Annotated in this window: 24 protein-coding genes and 1 tRNA gene; 18 read left to right on the forward strand and 7 right to left on the reverse strand. The window is 48.5% G+C overall.

Translation table 11 applies throughout. The features are described from left to right. The first annotated feature begins 41 nt into the window (after positions 1–41). Positions 42–425, forward strand: coding sequence for a VOC family protein (locus MHN31_RS16355; RefSeq protein ID WP_125560784.1), 384 nt, complete (start codon positions 42–44; stop codon positions 423–425). Positions 426–430: 5 nt separating this feature from the next. On the opposite strand, the gene MHN31_RS16360 is transcribed toward MHN31_RS16355, so the two are convergent. The 4 genes from MHN31_RS16360 to MHN31_RS16375 all read right to left on the reverse strand — a co-directional run bounded on the left by MHN31_RS16360 (position 431) and on the right by MHN31_RS16375 (position 2,984). Next, on the reverse strand, positions 431–781 hold the full coding sequence (locus tag MHN31_RS16360; protein ID WP_010383956.1) for a DUF2750 domain-containing protein: 351 nt from the start codon (positions 779–781) through the stop codon (positions 431–433). A gap of 197 nt (positions 782–978) precedes the next feature. After that, positions 979–1,557 carry a glutathione S-transferase family protein gene (locus MHN31_RS16365; protein ID WP_239444798.1) on the reverse strand — a complete coding sequence of 193 codons (579 nt, stop codon included), beginning with the start codon at positions 1,555–1,557 and terminating at the stop codon, positions 979–981. Positions 1,558–2,069: 512 nt separating this feature from the next. Beyond that, a complete protein-coding gene (locus MHN31_RS16370; RefSeq protein ID WP_125560779.1) occupies positions 2,070–2,351 on the reverse strand; it encodes a peptidylprolyl isomerase in 282 nt (93 codons plus the stop codon). A gap of 66 nt (positions 2,352–2,417) precedes the next feature. Beyond that, the gene (locus tag MHN31_RS16375; RefSeq protein WP_239444799.1) at positions 2,418–2,984 is read right to left on the reverse strand and encodes a glutathione peroxidase; all 567 of its coding nucleotides are present in this window, start codon (positions 2,982–2,984) and stop codon (positions 2,418–2,420) included. A 194-nt stretch (positions 2,985–3,178) separates the two neighbouring features. Between MHN31_RS16375 and MHN31_RS16380 the strand changes: the two genes are divergently transcribed. Both MHN31_RS16380 and MHN31_RS16385 read left to right on the forward strand, forming a co-directional pair. Beyond that, positions 3,179–5,122: an ATP-binding protein gene (locus MHN31_RS16380; protein ID WP_138538722.1), complete on the forward strand. Its 1,944-nt coding sequence runs from the start codon at positions 3,179–3,181 to the stop codon at positions 5,120–5,122. Positions 5,123–5,251: 129 nt separating this feature from the next. Beyond that, positions 5,252–6,394 carry a response regulator gene (locus MHN31_RS16385; RefSeq protein ID WP_125560775.1) on the forward strand — a complete coding sequence of 381 codons (1,143 nt, stop codon included), beginning with the start codon at positions 5,252–5,254 and terminating at the stop codon, positions 6,392–6,394. Positions 6,395–6,507: 113 nt separating this feature from the next. Here MHN31_RS16385 and queG read toward each other — a convergent pair whose 3' ends face one another. Next, the gene (gene queG / locus MHN31_RS16390; RefSeq protein ID WP_239444800.1) at positions 6,508–7,656 is read right to left on the reverse strand and encodes a tRNA epoxyqueuosine(34) reductase QueG; all 1,149 of its coding nucleotides are present in this window, start codon (positions 7,654–7,656) and stop codon (positions 6,508–6,510) included. A 3-nt stretch (positions 7,657–7,659) separates the two neighbouring features. Between queG and MHN31_RS16395 the strand changes: the two genes are divergently transcribed. The 11 genes from MHN31_RS16395 (at position 7,660) to MHN31_RS16445 (ending at position 19,971) form a co-directional block, all read left to right on the forward strand. Next, entirely contained in the window at positions 7,660–9,153 is a 1,494-nt protein-coding gene (locus MHN31_RS16395; RefSeq protein ID WP_239444801.1) for an NAD(P)H-hydrate dehydratase, read from the forward strand. Positions 9,154–9,161: 8 nt separating this feature from the next. Next, positions 9,162–9,626 carry a tRNA (adenosine(37)-N6)-threonylcarbamoyltransferase complex ATPase subunit type 1 TsaE gene (tsaE, locus tag MHN31_RS16400; protein WP_125560769.1) on the forward strand — a complete coding sequence of 155 codons (465 nt, stop codon included), beginning with the start codon at positions 9,162–9,164 and terminating at the stop codon, positions 9,624–9,626. Beyond that, positions 9,619–10,965: an N-acetylmuramoyl-L-alanine amidase gene (locus MHN31_RS16405; RefSeq protein ID WP_125560767.1), complete on the forward strand. Its 1,347-nt coding sequence runs from the start codon at positions 9,619–9,621 to the stop codon at positions 10,963–10,965. Before tsaE ends, MHN31_RS16405 begins: the two co-directional genes overlap by 8 nt. Before the next feature lie 3 nt (positions 10,966–10,968). Beyond that, the gene (mutL, locus tag MHN31_RS16410) at positions 10,969–12,861 is read left to right on the forward strand and encodes a DNA mismatch repair endonuclease MutL (protein WP_239444802.1); all 1,893 of its coding nucleotides are present in this window, start codon (positions 10,969–10,971) and stop codon (positions 12,859–12,861) included. A 60-nt stretch (positions 12,862–12,921) separates the two neighbouring features. Further along, complete coding sequence (gene miaA, locus MHN31_RS16415; RefSeq protein ID WP_125560763.1) at positions 12,922–13,839, forward strand: tRNA (adenosine(37)-N6)-dimethylallyltransferase MiaA; 918 nt, start codon at positions 12,922–12,924, stop codon at positions 13,837–13,839. Between the two features lie 78 nt (positions 13,840–13,917). After that, positions 13,918–14,181 (forward strand): RNA chaperone Hfq, encoded by a 264-nt coding sequence (gene hfq, locus MHN31_RS16420; protein ID WP_125560761.1) that lies wholly within the window; start codon positions 13,918–13,920, stop codon positions 14,179–14,181. Between the two features lie 31 nt (positions 14,182–14,212). Further along, positions 14,213–15,502 carry a ribosome rescue GTPase HflX gene (hflX, locus tag MHN31_RS16425; protein ID WP_125560759.1) on the forward strand — a complete coding sequence of 430 codons (1,290 nt, stop codon included), beginning with the start codon at positions 14,213–14,215 and terminating at the stop codon, positions 15,500–15,502. A gap of 91 nt (positions 15,503–15,593) precedes the next feature. Continuing rightward, positions 15,594–16,757, forward strand: coding sequence for an FtsH protease activity modulator HflK (gene hflK, locus MHN31_RS16430; RefSeq protein ID WP_239444803.1), 1,164 nt, complete (start codon positions 15,594–15,596; stop codon positions 16,755–16,757). A gap of 5 nt (positions 16,758–16,762) precedes the next feature. Further along, positions 16,763–17,641 (forward strand): protease modulator HflC, encoded by an 879-nt coding sequence (hflC, locus tag MHN31_RS16435; RefSeq protein ID WP_010383983.1) that lies wholly within the window; start codon positions 16,763–16,765, stop codon positions 17,639–17,641. 249 nt (positions 17,642–17,890) lie between these two features. After that, positions 17,891–19,207 (forward strand): adenylosuccinate synthase, encoded by a 1,317-nt coding sequence (locus MHN31_RS16440; RefSeq protein WP_010383986.1) that lies wholly within the window; start codon positions 17,891–17,893, stop codon positions 19,205–19,207. A gap of 149 nt (positions 19,208–19,356) precedes the next feature. Continuing rightward, positions 19,357–19,971, forward strand: a complete 615-nt coding sequence (locus MHN31_RS16445) for a tetratricopeptide repeat protein (protein WP_194867560.1) — start codon at positions 19,357–19,359, stop codon at positions 19,969–19,971. Positions 19,972–19,983: 12 nt separating this feature from the next. Here MHN31_RS16445 and MHN31_RS16450 read toward each other — a convergent pair whose 3' ends face one another. Next, positions 19,984–21,840 carry a sodium:proton antiporter gene (locus MHN31_RS16450; RefSeq protein ID WP_125560753.1) on the reverse strand — a complete coding sequence of 619 codons (1,857 nt, stop codon included), beginning with the start codon at positions 21,838–21,840 and terminating at the stop codon, positions 19,984–19,986. Between the two features lie 640 nt (positions 21,841–22,480). Here MHN31_RS16450 and proB point away from each other — a divergent pair. Together proB and MHN31_RS16460 are read left to right on the forward strand one after the other, a co-directional pair. Then, positions 22,481–23,572 (forward strand): glutamate 5-kinase, encoded by a 1,092-nt coding sequence (proB, locus tag MHN31_RS16455; protein ID WP_125560751.1) that lies wholly within the window; start codon positions 22,481–22,483, stop codon positions 23,570–23,572. Then, positions 23,569–24,816, forward strand: coding sequence for a glutamate-5-semialdehyde dehydrogenase (locus MHN31_RS16460; protein ID WP_239444804.1), 1,248 nt, complete (start codon positions 23,569–23,571; stop codon positions 24,814–24,816). The genes proB and MHN31_RS16460 overlap by 4 nt, the downstream gene beginning before the upstream one ends. Positions 24,817–24,908: 92 nt before the next feature. Here MHN31_RS16460 and MHN31_RS16465 read toward each other — a convergent pair. Beyond that, positions 24,909–24,984: transfer RNA gene (locus MHN31_RS16465), tRNA-Ala, on the reverse strand. A gap of 128 nt (positions 24,985–25,112) precedes the next feature. Between MHN31_RS16465 and MHN31_RS16470 the strand changes: the two genes are divergently transcribed. Both MHN31_RS16470 and MHN31_RS16475 read left to right on the forward strand, forming a co-directional pair. Next, a complete protein-coding gene (locus MHN31_RS16470; protein WP_125560747.1) occupies positions 25,113–25,505 on the forward strand; it encodes a hypothetical protein in 393 nt (130 codons plus the stop codon). After that, on the forward strand, positions 25,502–26,017 hold the full coding sequence (locus MHN31_RS16475) for a prolyl-tRNA synthetase associated domain-containing protein (protein ID WP_239444805.1): 516 nt from the start codon (positions 25,502–25,504) through the stop codon (positions 26,015–26,017). The genes MHN31_RS16470 and MHN31_RS16475 overlap by 4 nt, the downstream gene beginning before the upstream one ends. Position 26,018 lies beyond the last annotated feature (1 nt).

The raw sequence follows: 26,018 nt of genomic DNA on the forward strand, positions 1-26,018 counted from the left end.
AAATATGCTTTATTTATATTTATTTAGCTTGAAATTTAGCCATGCAGTTTCTGAAAACCGTGATCTACGTCGACAGTGTTGAAGAGGTACTGGACTTTTACTATCAGGCCTTTGGGCTCAGTGCCTGTGGTCTCAGCGAGGACGGAGACTATGGAGAACTGGACACCGGACAGGTGTTACTTGCTTTTGCTACGCACCCGGTTGCACAGGCGCAATTTAAACAAAGCTACATTCGTAGCCAACCTAAGCAGCCTGCGCTGGGCTTTGAGTTAACTTTGGGGTGTGAGAATGTTGCAAAGAGCTATGACAAAGCCGTGGCAGCGGGCGCAGAGCCGTTGTCGCCGCCGACTTTAAAGGGGGAGCACACACAGGCGTATGTGCGCTCAATTGAAGGCACCTTAGTGGCGCTGATCAGCGTAGCATAAAGTGCTTATTCTGACAGAGCACGGGCCAGACCAACCGGCTCGATCTCTGTACACACGTTGTCATCATTCCAGTTAAGACCCAGCAGGGCGTTATCGTCGCGTAAATCTTCAATCCATTCGTCAAGCAACTCATCCAGCGCGATGGCAATGGGTTTAAAGTCTGCCCACTCGTCACGGCACTGTGCCTGAGCGTTCTCTTCATTATCCCATAGTAGCAATACGTCCGACTCTTCAAACTGATTTGAGTCAACCACAACCAGGCCGCCGTCATCTGAGCCTAGTGCCCAAACTTGCTCTTGCTCTTTCGCTGTCACGACAAAATTGACTACTTCCGATTCTAATTCGATGTCACTCATGGTGTATTTCCATAGTTATCGAGCTTATACCAATTTCACTTAATATCTGTTCAATTTAAAGGAGCAAATACGACGCTAACGGCGTTAAAAATTTCTCATTAGAACCTTGACCTAAGGTACGAGTTCGCAAATTTTTGCCTTGTTATCGACCCTATTTTCTCGCTTCAAAATAGAACCCTTAATTAAGCAAATTGGTATTATGCTCTGGGATCTGTAAGACGTGCCTCATCTTGAGGCTGCCATTGGTCATAAAACTGCTCCAGAGCGGTGTACGGCGTTAAGTCGAACAAGTTTCTGAAGCGGATCCAATCCAGCAGGCAGTATAAACTGATCTGAAGATACTCGCAGTTTAAAAATACAGTTTCATGACAGCTTTGATCCAGTACGCGCAAGGTTTCAGCTATTCGCCCGCGCTGCAGGTTAAAAAACAGCTTGTCATCCTGAATATCAAATTCTGAACGCTGGCAAAGCAATAGCTCTACCAGTGAATCGTTACAGGCATTGATGATAGTGAGCAGGTTTTCCTGTGCCCAATTGAGATGAGGCAAAGAAAACTTTTGTTGCAGGTAACGGGCAATGACGTTGGAATCCAGGACCGCCTGATCATCAGCAAGCAGAAACGGCAGTTTACGTGCCGGATTGTGCTGGTGAAGGATAGCCCTACCTTCCTCACTAAAGATGTCCAGTTTGCGATAGTCCAGGGTAATGTCGTGGCGAAGACAATAAATGCGGATGCGCCTGACATACGGAGATGTATCCGAGCCATATAAGATCATCACTCAATCCTTATGTTGTGGTTAGATGCGCAATGACTATAGCATTACTTAAAGCAATCCACATTAATACATAACCACTTGGAGAGATTATACCAATTTCACTTAATACCTGGTCTATTTGAAGGAGCAAATAGGACGCTAACAGCGTTAAAAATTTCTCATTTAGAACCTTATACCTAAGACATAGGTTCACAAATTTTTGCCTCGCCTACATGGATGTAGGTGCCTCAGCGATAGCAGGACGCGAGAGCGGTGTTATCGACCCTATTTTCTCGCCTCAAAATAGATCACTTAATTAAGCAAATTGGTATTAAATCTGCTGATAACAGTGTTAAATATTCCTCATTTAGAACAATTAAATAGCGAAATTTTTACCTCGTTATCGCCGAGATTTACTCGTCTCAAGAATGATGTGGATTGGTATTAAAAATAGGTAGGAACGGGGCTGGATAGATCCGAGAGGGCATAGGCAAAGCTACCGACAGAGACATACTGCCAGTAGCAAACGTGGTTTAATCGACCCGGCTGGTGACTTCAAGCAGGTGATAACCAAACTGCGTCTGAACCGGTCCCTGCACCTCATTGAGTGGTGCCGAAAATACCACTTTGTCGAACTCAGGTACCATCATGCCAGGTCCGAACTCACCCAGCTCACCCCCATCCTGTCCAGACGGGCAACTGGAATATTGTTTTGCGATCTCGGCAAAGTCTTCACCTGCTGCAATACGTTGCTTAAGTTCAAGGCATTGAGCTTCGTTATCGACTAATATGTGTCTTGCGCTGGCTAGTGTCATTATCTCTCCATGGATGGGTTAATTATTGCTCATACATTATTCTAATATACTTAGATTTAAAGCGCATTATTTAAGATCAAGTTCTTTTTCGATGGCCGCTATCATAGGCTCTGACATCGGTTTGGTGCGGCTATTGAACTGCTGGATTGTTTTGCGATCAGCCGAGATTAGATATTTGTAGAAATTCCACATGGGCGCACCGCTTTGTTCGCCTAAGTGTTGAAACACCGGGTTGGCATCGTCGCCGCGCACGGCACCTGTTGCCATCATAGTAAAGGTGACGCCGTAGTTGATAAAGCAAACCTCAGCCGTATCTTTTTCGTCGTTTTCTTCCTGAAAGAAGTCGTCAGACGGAAACCCAAGTACCACCAGACCTTTGTCGGCATAAGCTTTGTGCAGTTTTTCCAGGCCATCGAACTGACCTGTAAACCCACAGTTACTGGCGGTATTGACGACTAATAATGGTTTCCCCGCAAAAGCGCATAAGTCGACGGTGTCTTTTGATCTGAGTTTTCTGAATTCATAGCCGGTAAAATCATCACAGGCCTTACTTTTGGTGAAATCTGGTGTCTCGCTGGCATACGCGCCGTTGCTGGCAAGCAGTGCCATGGATATCAGTAGTGGTTTTATCATCGGGGGCTCCCTGAAACGGTTTTAAACTCAATGCCTGAGTATACGTGGCACGAACGTGGTCAGTTCACAGTGTAACCGCTGCGCGTTGCGATTCAACCTGCGTGCATTTCGGATTAGCGATTTTTGACTAAACTGAATGCTAGCGGTTACAACAAGTAACGCCGTAAATTGGTTTACCACAGCAGGATTTAGTTATGGAAAACAACAAGGTATTAATTATCGATAGCAGCAGTGTGCTGGCTATGAGACTGAAGGTATTATTTGAATTATTGGGCTGTGAGGTGGTGCATTTACATTTTCAGATGCTGCACAAAGTTCAGGATTTCTTTGCGTATCATGTTGTCGCCATTGCCCATGGACTGCCGGATAGCACCTTTGATGCTTTGTCTGCGTTAAAAGATCACGACCGTCTAATCTTGCTCGCGCCCAAGCCAGAAAACTCTGAGCATGTTGATGCATTCAGCCGCTTAAATCGAATGCTGTGCAATGCCATCGTGATCTACCCATTTTTTGGCAATAAAGAAATCACGGGTTTGCTTGAACGGGTGCTTGAAACGGGTGATCATGACCGACTTGAACTGCCGAAAATCCTACTGGTGGATCATCGAGAAGACCGTCTGAGGCGTTTGACGGCCAGCCTGCGTGGCGCGCAACTGACAGTCGTAACTGCACACTGCATTACTGAGGCAATGCAACAGGCAACCACCCATGATATTGACTTATTGATTTGTGATTTCAACCTGGCGCAGGGGAGTGGTCTGGATGTCTTCAAGAAGGTACGACAGATCCACCGTGATGCACGCTGCTTGTTGATGACCTCGCGGCAAAATCAGGTGGATATGATGGAAGCCATCCGTCAGGGCGTTGAAGATGTATTAACTAAACCCATTGATGAGGGGGCGTTGTTGCAGTCGCTGCACAAACTCTGGCAAAGCGAGTTGTTACGTCGCCATAACCAAGAGTTGGTTGAACGGTTGCAGGATACGGTCGACGCCCTCATTGAGCGAGATAGTTTATTACGGGTGATTTATAAGCACACACCCGATCCCATCATGTTGTTTAATCTCGATGGTTTTGTGATTGAGGCCAATGATGGTTGCACTTCTTTACTGCGACTACCGGGAGATCAGCTTCAACAACATTCCATTTTTGACCTGTTTGAACCTGCCTCTGTCACCGCATTAAAAGAAGCCATCAATAATGGTGGTGTATTGCGGCATTTTAATTGTGAGCTGGTGTTACCGCAAAAAGATGGGCCAAGTATTCCCTTGATGGGGACATTTATTGAGATTGACCATCACGGTGAAATTGCCTTGGCCGCGATTTTTAAGAACGTTGCCCAATTGAAACGCAAACAGCAACTACTTGAGGAGGCCAAAGAAGTACTGGAGGTAGAGGTTCAGGCGCGCACGGCACAACTCCAGGCGGCTAAAGAAGCCGCGGAAGCGGCGAATATCAGCAAATCTGAGTTTCTTGCTAATATGTCTCACGAACTCCGAACCCCCATGCACTCCATTTTGAGTTTCGCGCGCTTTGGGATTGATAAGTTGGCATGTGGTGAGGTACCGGTGAACAAGTTGGAGAAATACCTGTCACGGATCGAGACCAGTGGCGAACGCCTGTTGTTACTGCTGAACAATCTGCTCGACTTGTCTAAATTGGATGCTGGTCGTTTTCCCTTTAACCCTGCACCGCACAATCTGCTCACTTTAATACACACCGCAAAAGAAGATGTGTCGGGTCTGGCGATGGCGCGGCATATTCACATCGAGCTTCAAGTACAAGAAGATAACATTGTGCTGTGTTGTGATGCTGAGCAGCTGACCCAGGTGATGAGAAACTTGTTGGGTAACGCGTTGAAGTTCAGTCCTGAGCATAGCGAAGTGACCGTCACGGTTACGCTTAACGCGGGATATGTCCATATTTTGGTGCGGGACAAGGGCGTTGGCATACCTGAAGATGAACTGGAGCATATATTCGATAAGTTTGCCCAAAGCAGTAAAACTAACAGTGGGGCTGGCGGAACCGGGTTGGGGTTGGCCATTTGCAAAGAATTTGTATTGCTGCATAAAGGCTGTATTTATGCCGAAAACAACCCGGAACAGGGCGCTTGTATTCATATTGAGCTGCCAATTTAGCGGGATCACTAGCGCCATGGGTGATCCCTGTCTATAACTAAATTAAAGCTGTCATTGCGGGGACATTTCTCACGTTTGAAGGTGTGTTTGCAGATGATGGTGCTTTGGCAACGGAAAAGGAACTGAGAAATGGCATTGCAACGAATCCTGGCGGTGGATGACGAACCTTTCAACCTCGAAATCATCGAAGAAATACTTGAAGACCTCGACTTTGAATTACTGACTGTAACCAGTGGGCAGGAATGCCTGGATGTTATTGAGGATTTTGCGCCTCAGGTTGTATTGCTGGATGTCAGCATGCCGCAGATGAATGGGTATGAGGTATGTAAGAAGATCAAAGCCAATCTGGAAACGCAGAACATCATTGTGATGTTTGTGTCGGCACGAGGATCGGTTGAAGAGCGCATGGAAGGCTACGCAGTTGGTGCGGAGGATTACATCGTTAAGCCGTTTGGCCACAGTGAATTAAAAGCCAAGTTGCTTAATTTAGGGCAGATGTTGCTGGAGCGTGATATCCTGGAGCAGCAGGTCGAAGACGCAACTTCCACGGCGTTCAATGCCATGGCGACCAGCAGTGAAATGGGATTTATCGTCAGTTACATTGAACAGATCGGTGTCATTGATGACATTCAGGCGTTAGCAAAGGCTCTGATCCAGTGTCTCAGTAATTTAGGGTTAAGCTGCAATATTGAGTTTCGGGTCGATGAGCAGCGTCATCATTTTGCCACTGCGGGACTGTGTTCCCCAATTGTGCTGGAGTTGTTTGAAATATTGCGTTCGAAGGGCCGTTTGCATGAGTTTACCAGCCGGATCCTGGTGAACTACAATCTGGTGAGTGTGCTGATCCTGAACATGCCCTCAGAAGACGCGGACAAACACGGTCGGCTCAGAGATCATATTTGTTTTATCGCCAGTGTGACTGAGCAGCAGTTGCTGGCGATTCTGACCCGTAAACAGTTGCTGTCTCAGCAAGCTGAGCTCAATGATGCTATTTCTATGATCCACAGTAAGTTCACCGGATTGTTGGCTTTGCTCAACAACAACCGCTCTCAGAATGAATCCATCTTTCGCCGTCTTCAGGAGGTGTTTGAGCAGCGGATCCCAACCATGGGGTTGGATGAGGATCAGGAAGTATTCATTTATCAGCATGTCGACGAAGCCATTCAGGGTTCAATTGCCAGGGAAGAAGCGATTATGCAGGTGCGCGAAGCGTTTACTGAAATTGAAAGCGATTTGTCATTACTCAGCTCTGCAGGAAAGCATGCTGAATAGCTGAATAGCTGAATAGCTGAATAGCTGAATAGCTGAATACGTGTTGTCACCGCAATCTTTGAGGTGTAATCGCGGTTAAAAACACAGCAGGAGGCCAATGTTGATTCACATGATTAAGCGTCCCGAGGCAGGCCTTTTTCGATGATCCGGATCAGCCGGGCGTTTTTACGCTGTTGCTCGGTGCGTTTGGTGCGCTGTTGTGCCAGGGCCCAAGTTATATGCTCTTTGACAAGATCTGAGGCCGACTCCAGGCGTGCTTCAAGTACCTGGATTATCTGTTCGTCAGGCTCTGCATTGCCTAATCCAACGGCTAAGTTCCGTAGCCAGCGTTCATGGCCAATACGGCGAATGGGGCTGCCTTCAGTGTTTTTTAGAAAAGTTGCTTCGTCCCACTGAAAAAGTGTCAGCAGCTCCTGATCTTTGAGTTGCTGACGGGGATGAAAATCCTGCTCATCGGTAAGCTGGCCGTAGCGGTTCCACGGACACACCAGCTGACAGTCGTCACAGCCGTATACCCGGTTGCCCAACAGTGGGCGGTATTGTTCGGGGATCGGACCCAGTAATTCTATTGTCAGGTAAGAAATACATTTGCGGGCATCTACTACATAAGGTTCTACAATGGCTCCGGTCGGGCAAAGTGTGATACAGGCGTTGCACTTGCCACAGCCTTCTTCCTGAGGATTGTTATCAACTGGCAGGGGCAAATCCACAAACAGCTCACCAAGAAAAAACCACGAGCCGGCTTGTTTGTGGATCAGCAAGCTGTTTTTGCCACGCCAGCCGAGTCCGGCTTTTTCTGCCAACTGTCGCTCCAGCACTGGCGCTGAATCGACAAAGGGACGAAAGCCAAACTGACCGACGTCCTGTTCAATGCGCTGGCCGAGTTTCTTTAATCGGTTGCGGATCACTTTGTGATAGTCCCGGCCCAGTGCATAACGACTGATGTAGGCGGTTTGTTTATTGTTGAGCGCGCGGGCGAAACTGGCATCGGGTGGCAGGTAGTTCATTTTCACCGAGATCACTCTTTGAGTGCCTGGCACAAGCTCTGCAGGGCGGGCACGCTTCATACCATGTGCTGCCATGTATTCCATCTCGCCATGATAGCCATTATCAAGCCAACGCTGTAGCTGCGCTTCATGCTCGCTGAGGTCTATGTCGGTAATGCCGACTTCAGCAAAGCCAAGTTCTTTGCCCCAAAGCTTAATTTTTTGCGCAAGTTCAGTATAGTTAATATCAACAGAAGAATGAGTAGTGGTTGTCACGGAATGTCTATATCACAAGCAAAATACCTGACTAATTTACCACAAGTTGCCTATACGGCCCAAGCGGTACAAATGAATGAAGCCGAAGCCGCGCGTCTTGCGGGCACCACATTAAGTGCCTTGATGCAGCGCGCGGGGGCTGCCTTATTTGATTACGTCAGTAGCCTGGCACCGAGTGGCCCAATATTAGTTCTCACGGGCAAGGGCAATAACGGGGGCGATGGTTATGTTCTTGCGCGTTTGTGTCATCAGGCCGGTATGAGGGTTGAAGTACTGGCCTTGTTCGATCCGCAGCAACTTCAGGGGGATGCGCATGAGGCGTACCGGGATTATCTGAGCAGTGGCGGTGTCGTGCTGGATAGCATGCAACCAGACAGTGCGCCGGGTTTAATCGTCGATGCTGTCTTTGGCAGTGGCTTTCGTGGCCAGTTGCCCGAGAACGTTGCTGCGGTATTTCGACGCTTTGCTCAGAGCTCGGTACACCGGCTTGCCGTTGATATCCCCAGCGGTGTCAATGGCTCAACCAGCGAAGTTGCCTGTGATGCCTTTATTGCTGATGCCACGATGACTTTCATTGCGCTAAAGCAAGGGCTATTAAGTGGTTCAGCCAAGCGCCATACCGGCAGTGTGTATCTGGCACCGTTAGGGGTCGGTCAAGAGTTTGCTCAATTGGTATGTCCCTCAAGCCATTACTTTAGTGCAGAAACGTTACTGGCAAAGCGCCCTGTGCGGCCCATTGATACGTATAAAAACCGCTGTGGTCACGTTTTATTGATTGGCGGCGGTCCGGGGATGGCTGGCGCGATACGTTTGGCTGCCGAAGCCTGTTTACGCGCTGGCGCAGGCCTGGTGAGTGTGGCAACACACCCGGACAATCAGGCCATGGTCCTGCAAGGCCGTTATGAACTTATGGTGCATGGTGTTGCAAACGCCCAAGAGTTGACGCCTTTACTGGACAAGGCCGATACGCTGGTGATTGGCCCAGGGTTAGGCCAGTCAGAATGGGCACAGGCGCTATTCGAGGCTGTACGCTCGTGTGAGCAACATGTTGTTGTCGACGCTGATGGGCTGAATTTACTGGCGAGCCAGCCTATGCAGTGGCAAAATGCGATTTTGACCCCGCATTGGGGAGAGGCGATGAGACTCAGCTCTGCCGTTACAACAGACGCTAAAACCCTTGGTCGCTTCGATATGAGTAATGCACTTGCTCAGCATTATCTTGCCTGTGTGGTACTCAAAGGGCCTGGGACTTTGGTTCAGCAGGCAAAGCGAATAAATATCAATCGCTCGGGATGTGCAGCCATGGCCAGTGCTGGGATGGGCGATGTATTATCTGGTATAATTGCGGCTTTGTTAGCGCAGGGCCTGAGTAAATTTGATGCGGCTATGTTAGCGGTGTATATTCATGGTCTTGCGGCTGAAAAAGCGGCACATGACGGCGCGCATGGGTTGCTGGCAAGCGATTTATTTGTCCATATTAGAGGTATTATCGGATGAGTGTCGATATGACATTAGAAATTGATCTGGCTGATGAAGCCGCAACCATTGCCCTGGGAAGCCAGCTGGCCACATTGATTGATTCGGGGGCGGTATTCTATTTGCATGGTGATTTGGGCGCCGGCAAAACAACACTGACACGTGGTATTGTGCAGGGGTTGGGCCATCAGGGAAATGTAAAAAGCCCGACCTATACCTTAGTTGAACCGTATGAGTTGGGTGAGATCAGTATTTATCACTTTGACTTGTATCGTTTGGGGGACCCTGAAGAGCTTGAGTTTATGGGGATCCGGGATTATTTTGCACCGCACGCTGTGTGCATTGTCGAGTGGCCTGAAAAAGGCGCAGGCGTGATCCCAACAGCAGATATGGACATTGATTTGGCCTATCATGGTGCAGGGCGCCGTGCGGTATTAAGGCCACATACAGAACGAGGAAAGCAGCTTGCTGAAGCTATAAGTCGATATGCGTAGTGCGATAATAAGAATTAGCTTTACCCTGTTTGCGCTGAGCGTGTTATTACTCGCCAGTGCTGCGCAGGCAAAAAACAAAATCAACGGTGTGCGTGTCTGGCCTTCACCCGAAAGCACGCGCGTTGTGTTTGATTTGTCTGAAAAACCAGAATACAGCTACTTTATGCTGAAAAACCCGCTACGACTGGTGATCGATCTGGAAAATACCAGTAAGCTCAAGCAACTGCCTACCTTGCCTAAAGAACACAAGATTGTTCAAAAACTTCGCTACAGTCAGGCAAAGAGTCGCAACAGTACCCGAGTGGTGATGGAGTTAAGCCGGGCTGCCAAACCCGTCATTTTTGCGCTTGCGCCTACCGGACCGTATAAAGATCGTCTGGTGGTGGACCTGTATGGTCAGCAAAAGAGCCTTTATGCCAGTAAATCCACGCAAAGTAAGAAGCGTGAGCTGGCGAAAGACAGAGATATCATTATAGCCATTGATGCCGGGCATGGTGGGGAAGACCCCGGTTCCATTGGGCCTGCTGGCACCTATGAAAAAAACGTTACATTGCCAATCGCCAAACGACTTGCTCGCCTGATCGATAAGGAGCCGGGCATGCAGGCGCGTCTGACCCGCACGGGTGATTATTATATTAAGCTGAACACACGTACTGCACGGGCCAGAGAGCGTCAGGCAGACTTTTTTGTGTCTATTCACGCCGATGCGTTTTCACGTCCAGAGCCGAGAGGTGCGTCGGTATGGATCCTATCGTTACGCCGCGCCAATTCTGAAGTGGGTAAATGGCTGGAAGACAAAGAAAAGCACTCTCAGTTGTTAGGGGGAGCGGCGGATGTGATTAAAGACACTGCCAACGAAAAGTACCTGGCGAAAGCACTGCTAGATATGTCGATGGATCATTCGATGAAAACCGGTTTTAAGGTGGCCGAGGAGGTCGTTGGTGAGCTGAAGAAGGTTACTAAGTTACATAAAAAACGCCCTCAGGCGGCAAATTTTGGGGTGCTGAAGTCACCGGATATACCCTCAATTTTGGTCGAAACCGGATTTATTTCCAACCCACAGGAAGAAAAGCAGCTCAAAACCAGCTATCACCAGCAACGCCTTGCAAACGCGATATTTAAGTCAATTAAGCGTTACTATCAGCAAAATCCGCCGGACAACACCTTGTTTGCGAGCCTGAAAAACAATAAGCCGCTGCGCCATAAGGTACAACGGGGAGAATCACTGAGTGTGCTGGCCGCGCGTTATGGCACAACGGTGTCAGCGCTTAAAAAGGCAAATCGCTTGACTAAGAATACCTTGTATATAGGTCAGGTACTGACCATTCCGAAGGCGTAAACTGTGAGCATTGAAATTTTACCAGCCAGGCTGGCCAACCAGATAGCTGCAGGTGAGGTGGTTGAGCGTCCCGCGTCAGTGGTCAAAGAGCTGGTTGAAAACAGCATTGATGCCGGTGCGACACGCATTCAGATAGACATAGAGCGTGGCGGCCATAAACTGATCCGGATCCGGGATAATGGTGCTGGAATCGTCAAAGATGAATTGACTTTGGCGTTGTCCCGTCACGCAACCAGTAAGCTGAAAACTCTGGACGACCTGGAGTGTATTGCTTCACTGGGGTTTCGTGGTGAAGCCCTGGCTTCAATCAGCTCGGTATCGCGGCTAACTCTGAGCTCCAAGCCAGCAGAGCAGGAAACGGCTTGGCAGGCATTTGCCGAGGGTCGTGATATGACGGTTCAGATCCAACCAACAGCACACCCCAATGGCACCACTATTGAAGTGAAGGATCTGTTCTTTAATACGCCGGCGAGGCGTAAGTTTTTGCGTACTGAAAAAACTGAATTCAGCCATATTGATGAGCTGATCAAACGCATTGCATTGAGTCGCTTTGACCTGGCTTTGACGCTCACTCATAACCAGAAAGTGATCAGACAGTTTCGTGCCCGGCCTGATCCATACAGCGTAGAGCGAGTTGCTCAGGTTGCCGGTAAAATCTTTGCACAACAAGCAAGTTTTGTTGAGTCTGGCCATGATGGCCTGAAGTTGTATGGCTGGGTCCTGCCAGTGGGCAGCAGTAATCAAACTCAGTACACTTACGTGAATGGCCGCATGATGCGAGATAAGCTCATTTTGCATGCTATTCGACAAGCGTTTGAAGAAACCGCTGGGGCCGTTGATACACCCGGGTTTGTGATTTATCTGGAGTTGGATCCCACTCAGGTTGATGTCAATGTACATCCGGCTAAGCATGAAGTGCGCTTTCATCAGGCCCGGCTGATCCATGACTTTATCGTACAGGCTGTGAAACAGGTGGTGCTCAGTGAGTCCCCGGAATTACCTTTACCGGTGGCCGAGCCTCAGCTGGCGACCAACGTTATAAATGACGCTCAAGAACCCCTCAGCCCGCCGGTGTCTGAACAGTTTACTTTACAGGATACACGTCAACACCAGGCATATCGCTCGCCGTTACAGAGTGACTATGGATCGGTGCAAGATAGCGCTCTGGCTCCTGTTTCAGGAGCTGGCTCCGCAACGTTTACGGCCAACCCTGGTTATCGTAGTGGTGCGAAAAGCAGCAACAGTTCAGGCTCTGCTAAGTCCCGGCAAGTTAATGTAAACGAGCTATATCAGGGGATGGCTACGGTTGCTGATATGCCGCAGCTGGCACCTGTGGTAGACGAGCAGATAAAACCACAGCGCACAGAAGTAACCCGTTTTCTTGTCTTGGCTGAAGGAGCCGTGCTTTTTACTCAGGAAGGTGAGCTCAGGCTGGGGCACTGTCGAGATGGTCTGATTGAGGCCTGGCAGGCGCAAATTGAGCAAGATGGTACCTTACAGGGCAAAGCCTTGTTGTTGCCGGTGCGCGTTAACCTCAGTGCGGAGGAAATTGCGAGCGTGGTAGCGCAGGAATCCTGGCTGACATTATTGGGCTTTGCTATTCAGGCACATGAGCGTTATGTGATGATTAAAAAGCTGCCGCTAAGTTTATACAGCCTGGACGTGCCACAGTGCCTTGAAAAGGTACTGAGTGTTTGCGCAATGAAGGAGCAGACACTGGATGCCTGGTTAAACTGGCTACAAGTAACCACCCCCGCAGGATATTTTTATTCGCAACACTTTGCGGCAGTGGCAGAAAAAATCATAAAAAATGGCAGAAGCTGTGCTCAAATTGAGGCAAAAGCGGTTACAATAGATCAAAGCAAGTTATCAAGCTTGTCCCAACAAGAACAGTGAGTTCTTGTCCTGTCTGCAACCGCTGAACGGTTGCAGCACCAACAGCAGTAGAGAAACAGCGTGCAAGCAAAACCCGTTATTACCTTGATGGGGCCAACCGCCGCCGGTAAAACCGCGTTGGCCATTGAGCTCTGTCAACAATTAAACAGTGAGATTATCAGTGTGGACTCTGCACTGGTCTATAAAGGTATGGACATAGGTACTGCGAAGCCTGATGCTGCTGAGCAGGCCATGGCGCCGCATCACCTGATCGATATACTGGATCCGGCTGAGAGTTATTCTGTTGCAGATTTTCGACGTGATGCCATTGCCTGTATCGATCGTCTGCACCAGCAAGGTAAAGTGCCTGTGTTGGTTGGTGGTACTATGATGTACTTTAAAGGGCTGATCGAGGGGTTGTCACCCTTACCGGAAGCCTGTCCAAAAGTGCGCGAAACACTGGAACAAGAGGCAAACGCACAGGGCTGGCCTGCTTTACATGCGCAGCTGACGGAGATAGACCCACAAGCGGCGAGCAAAATCAGTGAAAACGACTCACAGCGGATTAATAGAGCGCTGGAAGTCTATCGTCTGACAGGCAAAACGATGACGGAATTGCAAAAAGCCAAACAAGCGCCTTTGCCTTATCAGTTTCACCAGTTTGCAATTGCTCCGAAGGATCGTAAGATACTGCACGAAAGGATAGAAAAAAGATTTAAAATAATGCTGGATCAGGGCTTTAAAAACGAAGTTTTGGCCTTATATCAGCGAGATGATTTGCATCCAGATTTGCCTTCCATTCGTTGTGTGGGGTATCGGCAGATGTGGGAGCATTTGGCTGGTGAGTGCGATTATGAAGAAATGCTCTTCAAAGGGATCGCAGCAACCAGGCAGTTAGCGAAGCGCCAATTAACTTGGTTACGTAGTTGGCCAGATGTCACCTGGCTTGAAACCGACGGGCAAGAAAACTTGCAACGTGTATTAAGTTCGCTAAGCTAATAGAGGTTGGGGCAATCTTTTTATTCAGATTACTTCAACTATCTCAACATAATAACACCTAGAACGAAGGATAAGAACATGGCAAAAGGCCAATCGTTACAAGACCCATTTTTGAATGTCTTACGTCGTGAGCGCATTCCCGTTTCCATCTTTTTAGTTAACGGTATCAAATTACAAGGCAAGATCCAGTCCTTTGATCAGTTCGTCATCTTGCTTGAAAACACTGTAAATCAAATGGTTTACAAACATGCCATTTCCACTGTGGTGCCTGCTCGTGCTGTAAATTTCCAGAACACTCAAGGTAATGACAGTGCAGATCATGGCGAAGATGGTAACTTTTAATCGTTTTTAGTCGATAGTAGGAGCGTAATGCTTGTTTGACCGTTATGAAGCCGGCGAACAGGCAGTCTTAGTACATATAGAGTTTCCGAATGAAGGAGATCGAGAAGATCTTCGCGAGTTGGAAATGCTAGTGTCTTCTGCTGGTGTTAGTTGTTTGACGGTTGTGCAAGGCAGCCGTCAGGCGCCTCACCCGAAATTATTTGTCGGGACGGGGAAAGCAGAAGAAATCGCTGAGATTGTCAGAACTCACAATGCAGATGTCATCATCTTTAATCATCAACTCAGTCCCTCTCAAGAGCGCAACTTAGAGCGTGTCTGCCGTTGTCGTGTATTAGATAGAACGACCTTAATTTTAGATATTTTTGCTCAACGTGCACGTACCCACGAAGGTAAATTGCAGGTTGAATTGGCGCAGCTACGGCATATTTCAACTCGCCTGATCCGCGGCTGGACTCACCTTGAAAGACAAAAAGGCGGGATAGGCTTGCGTGGGCCGGGTGAAACTCAGCTGGAAACTGACCGACGGTTACTCAGAGAGCGGATTAAAAGTATCCGTAAACGACTCGAAAAGGTAGCAACAGTGCGCGAGCAAGGGCGCCGTGCCCGCAGTCGTAATGAAATTCCGACGGTGTCGCTGGTTGGCTATACCAACGCGGGAAAGTCGACCTTATTTAACCATGTGACACATGCAGATGTGTATGCGGCTGATCAGCTCTTTGCGACTTTGGATCCAACACTAAGAAAGCTAGAGATAGCGGATGTTGGGCCGGTGATCTTTGCCGATACAGTTGGATTTATACGTCATTTACCTCACGACCTGGTTGCCGCATTTAAAGCTACTCTGACAGAAACACGAGAAGCAGATTTGCAGCTGCATGTCGTGGATGTGGCAGATCAGAGAAGAAAAGAAAATATAGAAGAGGTACAATCGGTCCTCAAAGAAATTGACGCCGATGAAATTCCTCAGCTGTTGGTTTACAACAAAATTGATCTGGTTGACGAGATCAACCCTAAAATAGACAGAGATGAGCAAGGTGTTCCGGTGCGCGTTTGGTTATCGGCTCACACTGGTGAAGGCAGTGAGTTGCTTGAACAGGCAATTTCAGAGTTGTTGGCGAAGAAGATTTTTGCTCATAAGCTCATTGTACCGCCGGCATTTGGCAAGTTACGTGGCGCTTTGTTCAACCTCAATGCGGTCAATGGCGAGTCTTATGATGAGGCCGGAAATTGGCTGTTGGATATCAGACTGCCGCAGGCTGACTGGGAAAGATTAAAGAAAGAGCAGGGGCAAGAAATAGAGCAATTTGTGGTTGGGGATTGAAAAAGCCGCATATCGCACGCATTTCTCTATTAGATCTCTGTGTTTTTTGTTAGATTTAGATTAATTCATTTTATAACAATGGAGTATAGCTATGGCCTGGAACGAACCGGGTAATAATGGCAATGATAACGACCCGTGGAAGAACCGCGGCGGTCGTGATCAGGGGCCACCTGACTTAGACGAGGTATTCCGCAAATTCAACAACAAGTTTGGCGGTATGTTTGGCGGTAAGCCAGGCAAAGGCGGTGGTATCGGCGGTGCCGGTACGGTATTTGTGCTGCTGATTGCTTTTGTTGTTTGGGCACTGAGCGGTATTTACACAGTGAAAGAAGCCGAACGTGGCATCGTGCTGCAATTCGGTGAATTTAACCGTATCGCCGAGCCGGGCCTGCGCTGGAAAATGACTTTCGTTGAGCGTGTTATCCCCATTGATATTGAAGCGGTTCGCTCACTGTCAGCATCCGGCTTTATGCTGACCGAAGACGAAAACGTGGTAAGTGTCGAGTTTGAAGTACAGTATCGAGTGGTTGATCCGACTTTGTATCGCTTCAGCGTAACCGATGCTGATCACAGCTTGCAGCAAGCACTTGATAGTGCATTGCGTTATGTTGTCGGTCACTCTCGCATGGACCAGGTCTTAACCACAGGTCGTGAGTTAGTGCGTCAGCGCACCTGGGATGAGCTAACCAAAATCATCGAACCTTATAATCTGGGCATTATCGTTACCGATGTGAACTTTAAAGACTCACGTCCACCTGCAGAAGTTAAAGATGCGTTCGATGACGCCATCGCAGCACAGGAAGATGAAGAACGTTTCATTCGTGAAGCAGAAGCCTATGCAAGAGAAATTGAGCCTCGTGCTCGTGGTCAGGTAACGCGTATGACTCAGGAGGCTGAAGGTTACAAAGAGCGTATCACACTGGAAGCACAGGGTGAGGTTGAGCGCTTTGAAAAACTGCTGCCGGAGTATCAGGCTGCCAAGCAGGTTACGCGTGAGCGTCTGTACATCGAAACCATGGAACAAGTGCTGGGTAACAGCTCTAAAGTACTGGTTGATGTAAAAGGCGGTAATAACATGATGTATCTGCCGTTAGATAAAATTATGCAGCAAGGTAAGCCGGGCTCTCAGGTCACCTTACCGAGCCAGAATGACATCAATCAGCTACGTCAGTCACTAGGTCAGTCACGCAACAGCACAGTTAACAGCAGTGATGATCGTTTTTCACGTGACCGTTTTAACAATGGTGGGAGGTAACTGATATGAAAAACATGACTGTCGTAGGATTGATCATTGCCGCATTTTTGGCTTTCTCATCGGTGTTTGTTGTCACAGAAGGGCAGCGCGCCATTGTTTTACTGTTCAGTAAAGTACAAAAAGACAGCCAGGATAACGCTGTGGTTTATGAGCCGGGTCTGCACCTGAAGGTGCCATTCTTCAGTCAGGTACGTCGTATTGATGCACGTATTCAGACGCTCGATGGTGCACCAGACCGGTTCGTGACCAGCGAGAAAAAAGACCTGATCGTTGATTCATTCGTGAAGTGGCGTGTGAACGATTTCTCCGCTTACTATCTGCGTGCCAGAGGTGATAAACAGTACGCTGAAACTCTGTTGAAGCAGAAAGTGAACAATGGTCTGAGAACCAACTTCGGTTCGCGTACCATTAAGGAAATCGTTTCGGGTGAGCGTAGTGAGCTGATGGAAGAAGCACTGGTACAGGCATCTGAAAGTGCCCAGGAACTGGGTATTGAAGTACTGGACGTGCGCGTGAAGCAAATTAACCTGCCGAATGAAGTTAGTAACTCTATTTTCCAGCGGATGCGTGCTGAACGTACAGCTGTTGCCAAAGAGCACCGCTCAGAAGGTCAGGAAAAGGCTGAAATCATTCGTGCTGAAGTTGACCGCCGAGTAACGGTTATGCTGGCAGATGCGGAACGTAATGCACGTGCCGTACGTGGTCAGGGTGATGCGCAGGCTGCGAAAATTTATGCTGACGCCTACAACAAAGACCCGGAGTTCTTCGGCTTTGTTCGCTCGCTGGAAGCATATAAAAATACCTTCACCAGCAAAGGTGATGTCATGGTATTGTCACCAGACAGTGAGTTCTTTGATTACATGAAGAACAAAAAAGGTGAATAAGCCCATCTTCGGTTGACATCACTAACCTGGTGTCAGTTGGTATAAAAAACCTCGCAGTAGCGGGGTTTTTTACATTTTAGTGATTTCTATTTCCCGTTGCTGGTGACATCACTCTGATCAGATGAGATAAAGAAAACCGTCTAAATTCATCAGGATCCCGGCGAGTGCGGAAAAAATAGCCGTAATGGGGTGTTTTGAACGGGCTTTTCTGATAAAATCTGCGCCTAATTTTTTCTAAGTGATTTTGCAATGGGTAAAAACGTCGTTGTATTGGGCACCCAGTGGGGTGACGAAGGTAAAGGTAAGGTTGTAGACCTGCTGACAGATAAGGCTTCTTTGGTTGTTCGCTATCAGGGCGGACATAATGCGGGCCACACACTGGTGATCAACGGTGAAAAAACCGTTCTGCACCTTATCCCGTCAGGCATTTTGCGTGATAACGTAAAATGTATTATCGGTAACGGTGTGGTATTGGCACCAGACGCGCTAATGAAAGAAGTACGCATGCTGGAAGAGCGTGGCGTACCAGTTCGTGAACGTTTGTTGATCAGTGAAGCTTGTCCGTTGATCTTGCCTTACCATGTTGCTTTGGATCAGGCGCGTGAATTGGCACGTGGTAACAAAGCAATCGGTACAACTGGACGTGGTATCGGCCCTGCTTATGAAGACAAAGTAGCGCGTCGTGGCCTGCGTGTTGGCGATTTGTTCAACCCTGAACAGTTTGCAGCTAAGCTCAAAGAAGTGCTTGAGTACCATAACTTCAGCCTGGTTAACTACTACAAAGTAGATCCAGTTGACTTCCAGAAGACCTATGATGAAGCAATGGAAATTGCTCAAATCCTGAAGTCTATGGTTGTCGACGTAACCGAGCTGTTGGATCAAACGCGTCTGAAGGGCGACAACATCCTGTTTGAAGGCGCTCAAGGCACCCTGCTTGATATCGACCATGGTACATACCCTTATGTCACCTCGTCTAATACCACAGCCGGTGGTGTTGCGACTGGTGCTGGTTTTGGTCCTTTGCACCTGGACTATGTACTGGGTATCGTAAAAGCTTACACCACGCGTGTTGGTTCAGGCCCGTTCCCGACAGAGCTTTACGACGGTCAGGACAAGCAAGATCCAGTTGGTAAACACCTTGGTGAGAAAGGCCATGAGTTTGGTGCTACCACAGGTCGTTTGCGTCGTACTGGTTGGTTTGATGCCGTGGCAATGCGTCGTGCAATCCAAATCAACAGCATTTCAGGTTTCTGTCTGACTAAACTGGATGTACTGGATGGTCTTGAGACTATCAAGATCTGTACTGGTTACCAGTTGGAAGATGGCACGGTAACGAACGTGACACCTCTGGCTGCTGAAGGCTACGAGAAAGTCACGCCAGTCTACGAAGAGATGCCTGGCTGGTCAGAAAACACCTTTGGTGCAACGACGGTTGAAGCGCTGCCAGAAGCCGCTGTTAACTACATCAAGCGTCTTGAAGAACTGACTGGTGTGCCAATCGACATCATTTCAACCGGCCCGGACCGCGTTGAAACTATGATTGTTCGCAACCCATTCGGCGAATAAGCATTGAAAATAAAAAAAGCTGCTACGGCAGCTTTTTTTATGTCTGCAACACCGCGTCATATCTTCCAAGCCTGCGCTGTGGCACATTTATTGTATAATTAATCTCAGTGTGTCATTGGTACGTATCGAATATGAACAAGCATCTAAGTATGATATCTGCGCTAATTGTAAGTACTTGCTTACTTTTTAGCCCTTGCTCTCAAAGTGAAGAGGCGATAGAGGCTGTCCCCTTATACAGTCAGGCAGAGTTACTGGAATTGATCAGCCGTAATGCGCATCTGAAGCGCGTGAAAGACGACGAATGTCAGCTGGTTCAGGATATTGAAGCCCGCGCCGAAATAATGGCGCTGCCCTCCTATCAGTTTCTGTATGGCGATATGCTGGCCTACGCGGTATGCGTAGAGCGCAATGTGGAACTTGGCTTATATTATATGCGTAAGGCTGCTGAGCAGGGGTTAGCGCCGGCGCTGGAACAACTTGGTCGCTATTATGACCTGGGTAAACTGGTGCAGATGGATAAGCGTATGGCGATCACTTATTTGCGTGAGGCTTCCGTGTTGGGTAATTTAAAAGCTCAATTACGTCTGGTCGACCTGTTTAATAAAGGCTATGGCAGCCCCCGGGATTATGAGGATGCCTATCGTTGGCTATTCCATGCGGCCGTTGCTGATAAAAAGTTGCATAAGCGCATCGAAACCGCGCTCGCATTGCTGGCGCAGAAAATGCCGGACAGCGTCGTAAAGCGTGCCCGGCTACCTATGTAAAGCTAAAGCGCTTTAGTCGCCGAGCTTTTCTCCTATAGGCGCTTCTTTTTGCGCCGGATCTCTGAGTACCGACAGCTTGGGAGGTTGCAGTGCCAGTACGCGCTCCCCACTGCTTGGCGCATTTTTCATATCCGGCGTAAATGGGCGCACGGGCAAACCATCATCGTTTTTACCGGCTTCTCCAATGATAAACAGTGGAATGGCTTCTTTATTTACTTCCTGATATTGCGACCAGGTGAATTCCTCTGACAGCCTGGTTGCGCTAACTTTGCCACCCTTGGCCATCATGCTGCTTAGTTTGGCATAGTTACCTTCATCGCCAAACAGCAACTGACGAGATAAGAAAGTGGCACTGTCTTTATTTGCTTTGGCATGGTTGGTTGAGGATTTGAGAGAAAAGACATTCTGTTCGCCCAGCAGATGCGAAAAGTACTGCACACCAAGCGCATTATGATGACGGTTGGGAGACAGTGCCATGACTGATTTCAGGCTGGTCAGGGGCAGGTAACGCTCCGCGTGCTCGGATTGCGGGTTACCATAGTAACAGGGCAGTCCGTCCATCCGTGCCATTTTACAGTTTTCCCACGCTGGATCAGACAGATAAACATCGACATTTTGTTCTGTAAGTCCTTTGGCGATGGCGCGTGATACATGGTTCGCCCCTATGAGTAATAAGGTGTTGGGCGCGGGCTGGCGAACTTTGAGCAGGCGTGCCAGGGGGGTTGCTGTCAGGCTTTGTAAGATGACGGTGACGATGATTACCATAAAGATCAGCGGCACCATTTTGTTGGCGTCGGGATAACCTGATTGCATCATACTCAATGCGAATACGGAGCCGACTGCCGCTGCCACTATGCCGCGCGGCGCGATCCAGGCAAGTATCAGCCGGGAGCGCAGTGGTAGATCACTACCAAAAGTGGATACTGCGATACTCAGGGGCCGGGCCACAAACAACACAATGGCCAGAAAGATGAACACGTCGCTATCCAGTAGCATGAGGTCTTCCAGTTGCAGTCGTGCAGCGAGCAGAATGAACAGACTGGAGATCAGGATCATAGATAAATCTTCTTTGAACTCAAGTACCGAATCAATTTCCAGGTCGTCCTGATTGGCAAGCCAGATGCCAAAAATGGTTACGGCCAGCAGGCCAGATTCGTGGCTCAGATGGTTCGCCAGAGTAAAGCTGAACAGCACCAATGCCAGGATACCAAACTTATGCAGCTCATAGGGGAGCCACTCGCGCCGAATGATAGTCGTCGTGAGCCAGCCTGCGACAATGCCCACTGAGGTGCCTACACCCAACGTTGAAAACAATGCAAGCATGGTATGACTAAATACGGCGGCCTCACCCACCTGATTGACGGCTTCAAATACCAGGACGGCAAAGAGTGCACCTATGGGGTCAATGACAATCCCTTCCCAGCGCAGGATCCGATCAATGTCTTTTTGTGGCCGCATGGCATTGAGCATGGGGGCTATCACAGTGGGGCCTGTAACCACCAGTACTGCGCCCAATACCGCTGCCACTCGCCAGTCCAGTTCTAACAGCCAAATAGCGCTGGCGGTGAGAATAGTAAATGTGGTGAGCATACCTATGGAGCATAAGTTTCTGACGACTTTCCCTATCCCTTTAAGCTCATGAAAGTGTAACGTCAACGCCCCCTCAAATAAGATAATGGCAACAGACAGGGAGACGACAGGAAACAGCAGATCGCCAAGCAGTTGATCCGGTTGTAGTTGACCAGAAATAGGGCCAAGCAACAGACCCGTAAGCAGTAAAAACAAAATAGCCGGTACCCGGCAAACCCAGGCAAGCCATTGGGCTAAAACAGAAAATAATGCAATCCCGGCAATATAAATAGCTGACATAGCTGCTCCCACAAGTTGGGGTAAATGTAATTATAGTGTTTGCTTGGTTATAGCACAGTCAAACAACAAATAAAGTGTTAGTTCTGCTCGAAATAGCAACAAGCATGACTTTTTTTACAGTGTGTCCATCCAATAAGTGACGCTGATTTTTGGTCATAATATGGTGATATTTATAGACTATCAATTACACTTATGGCGACCATAAAGCACCTATATCTGCAAGGGTTGCAATGCCCCTGTCATCTGCGTTAAGGTAATAAGCGTTTATTCGAGCGGGCTACGCGCCCATCATCAATCTACTCATGTGCGCAATTATTCATTGCGATCAGGCCTTTTTTGCCACACCAAACCATGGTGAGCCTGCAAAAAACGGCTCGACCAGCAGAGCAAGGCTCTTTGGTCACAATCAATCTTTCTTAGTTTTCGCAGCCACAGTTGCTTGCCAGTTCTGAATTATTCAGTACATGCTTGTTAGGGGTCTGGTTGTATGTCGTTTCGAAATACGTGTTGTATTCGTGTGAGCGGGTATTTCGAAGCCGTTGTTATCTTATCTTTTGTGGTCGCGTAAGCTGACTAAGGCGTGTTGTAGTATCAACCAAGGTGCTGCGCGCATGAGGATAAAAGGTAAAACGGAAAAAACATGTCAATCGAAACATCTCAACGCATCGTGATAAAAATCGGCAGTGCGTTAATTGCGCCAGAGCAGGATGGCTGTCGCTCTCGCTACCTGCTGAACATTGCTCAGTTCATTGTACAGTGCCGTGCCAAAGGCAAAGAGGTGCTACTGGTGTCATCCGGCGCCGTGGCGGCAGGGTCGCACTTGTTTAAGAACAAAGATAAAAGTTCGGTAGCGGTAAAAAAGGCCATGGCAGCGGCAGGGCAGACCGAAATGATCTCGACCTGGGAGCGTTTTTTTGACTTTCCTTCAGCTCAGTTATTGCTAACCCATGGTGATTTACGAGACCGCGATCGATATAACAGTATTCGTGAAACATTGTTCACTTTACTGGAGCAAGGGATCCTGCCTATTATCAACGAGAATGATGCGGTGACAACGGATGAGCTAAAGGTTGGTGATAACGACAACTTGTCAGCGATGGTTGCGGCAGCAGCGGACGCAGATTGCCTGATCATCTGTTCAGATGTGAATGGCTTGTATGACAAAGACCCGAATAAAAACGCGGATGCCAGGCTGTTAGATACGGTGGGTGAACTCACCCCAGAGATTTATGCAATGACGGGCGGCCCGACCAGCAGTGTTGGCACCGGAGGCATGAAAACTAAGTTACAAGCGGCGGAAAAAGCCACCTCTCATGGTATTGTGACTTATATCGTAAACGGGTTTAACGAAGATACCTTCACTGAATTGCTTAACGGTGCTAACCCAGGAACACGTTTTCTGCCTTATGACACACCTATGCATGAAGCGCTGCACTGGATGACACACACCGCGTCAGAGCAGGGGGAGTTGATTGTTGAAGCTGGCCAGTTTGACGCATTAAGCTGTGATGACATCGTTGCCGTCAATGGTGATTTTTCAGCAGGTGAAACCGTACTGGTCAGGAGCGAAGATGGACAGAAACTGGCAAAAGCAAACTGTAATTATAGTAGCTGTTTGCTTAATTTTATTGCCCAGCAGGATAAAGATATAGTGACCGAACAGGTTCAAAATAGTATCGGGCCTGTTATCTCACAAAATGATATTGCCGTATTTGAGGAAAGAAATTCATGAGCTTAATTACAGACATTGCACATAATGCCGCACAGGCGGCAAAAACTCTGGCGCTTTTATCCAGCACCCAAAAAGACGCGGTATTGCGTGGTATGGCAGGCGCGCTCAGAGCCAATATGGATGCAATCATTGATGCTAACCAACAGGATCTGGCGGCGGCACGTGATAATCAGTTGCCCGCTGCGATGGTTGATCGCCTGACACTCACGCCAGAGCGCATTGAAGATATGGCACAGGGAATTGAAACCATTATCGAATTACCCGATCCGGTTGGTACAGTGCGTGATCTAGGCTCACGACCCAATGGCATTGAGATCCGAAAAATGCGGGTGCCTCTGGGGGTCGTCTGTATGATTTATGAAGCTCGCCCAAATGTGACAGCAGATGCCGGTGCTTTGTGTTTTAAATCGGGCAATGGGGTGATCCTGCGCGGCGGTAAAGAGGCACTGCAAAGCTCGCTTGCCATTGCTTCTGTGCTACATACCGTGCTGGAAGCCCATGATCTGCCTAAGGCTTTGATTAGCGTGATCCCCGATCCGGACCGTAGCCTGATGATGGAGCTAATGCAGCAAAAAGACTACATTGATCTGATCATCCCACGCGGTGGTGAAGGCCTGATCCAGTTTGTGACCCAAAATAGTACCGTGCCGGTGATCCAGCATTTTAAAGGGGTATGTCATCTGTATGTCGATAAGGATGCGGATCTTGATAAGGCGCTGCAGTTGCTACTTAACGGTAAAACCCAACGCACAGGCGTATGTAACGCACTTGAAGGGCTGATTGTCCATCAGGACATTGCTGAGCAGTTTTTACCACAAGCCGCAGAGGCTTTGCAGCAGCGCGGTGTTAAGATCAATGCCGATCAGGCGAGTGCCGGCTACTTCGACAATGCTACAGTGTTAGCGGATGATGAGTTTGGTGAAGAGTACCTGAGCCTGGAGATTGCCATTAAACAAGTGGCTGATTTCAGGGCGGCTGTGGCACACATTGATCGTTTTGGCAGTCATCACACCGAAGTGATCTGTACGCAGGATATGCAGACTGCGGACTTGTTTCAGCGCAGCGTTGATGCTTCGGTAGTCATGGTGAATGCTTCATCACGGTTCAGTGATGGTGGTCAGCTTGGGTTGGGCGCAGAAATTGGTATCGCAACAACCAAGTTGCATGCTTACGGTCCGATGGGGCTGGAATCTTTGACGACTGAAAAATACCTGGTGAATGGCGACGGCCAGATCAGAAGTTGATTTTTATGGGGGCAAGGATGATCCACCACATAGTTTAATGCGCTGATAACAACCAGATTAAGGATAAAGAGATATAAAAGAAAGGCGGAAAGTGGTGGAGCTAAGCAGGATCGAACTGCTGACCTCCTGCGTGCAAGGCAGGCGCTCTCCCAGCTGAGCTATAGCCCCACTTCCGGTGTCGATTTGACGGTGAGAATTTAAAACATTTCGCTACTCAGCGTCAAGTCTTGGTCATAAAAAACTTGCCAAATAACTGCGTTGCTTTGATACACTGGGCAAAAAATACAGAGAAATTTATGATACGTGCGAGTCTACTGCTTGGTGCCGTATTGCTGCTCAGTGCTTGTAGCAGTAAACCGGAGGTGCCACTTCTGGAAGTCGAAAGTCAACAACTACATCAACGCGTTAATGCGAAAGGGCAGGACGAGTTTGCGTTTGTCGTCACGGTTAAAGCCACTCCACAAATGAATTTGGATACCAGTAAGCCGGTATCCCGGCGCGACTTAAAACGCTTTGCGGATCAGCAAAGGGTCGAAGACTCGTCTGAGATGAAACTCAAATTGGAAGACGAAGCCGTTGTCAGGCTTAAAAAAGCACTCAGTGATGCCCATTACTGTGAGTCCGGCTACAAGATAGAGCAGGTGTTTTGGCGCGACCGCAGCGTGCAGTTACGTGGTATTTGTCAATGAGTACGCTGACAGTCTCTCAATTGGCGGCGTTGCTTCATAAGTTGGACATCATTTATCAGGCTTATCAGCATCCCCCTTTGGCAACCTGTCAGGATGCTGACAAGTTGGCACTTGAACGCACCGGCACACGCCTTAAAAACCTCTTTTTACGCGACAATTATGGCCGACAACATATTTTGTTGATCACCACAGCAGATAAACAAATTGACCTCAAGGCTTTGTCCAAACAACAAGATTTATCCCGGCTTGGCTTTGCTTCTGATAGTCGGCTGCAGCAGTATTTAGGGATAAAACCAGGCTGTGTCTCTGCGCTGGCGGTTGCCAATGACCCAGAGCAACACGTCCAGTTATGGCTGGATGAGGCACTGAGCGACGCGGTACTGTGGCAATGCCACCCTTTCGAAAATGACAAGACCTGGGTGCTGTCTTTAGTAGATCTAACGCGCTTCTGGCAGCATACTGGTCATCAACCTGTGTGGCTGACCGTACCAGAACGGGTCGTGACAGTGTGAC

This window comes from Pseudoalteromonas sp. McH1-42 (assembly GCF_022347845.1).
GTDB lineage: Bacteria > Pseudomonadota > Gammaproteobacteria > Enterobacterales > Alteromonadaceae > Pseudoalteromonas > Pseudoalteromonas rubra_D.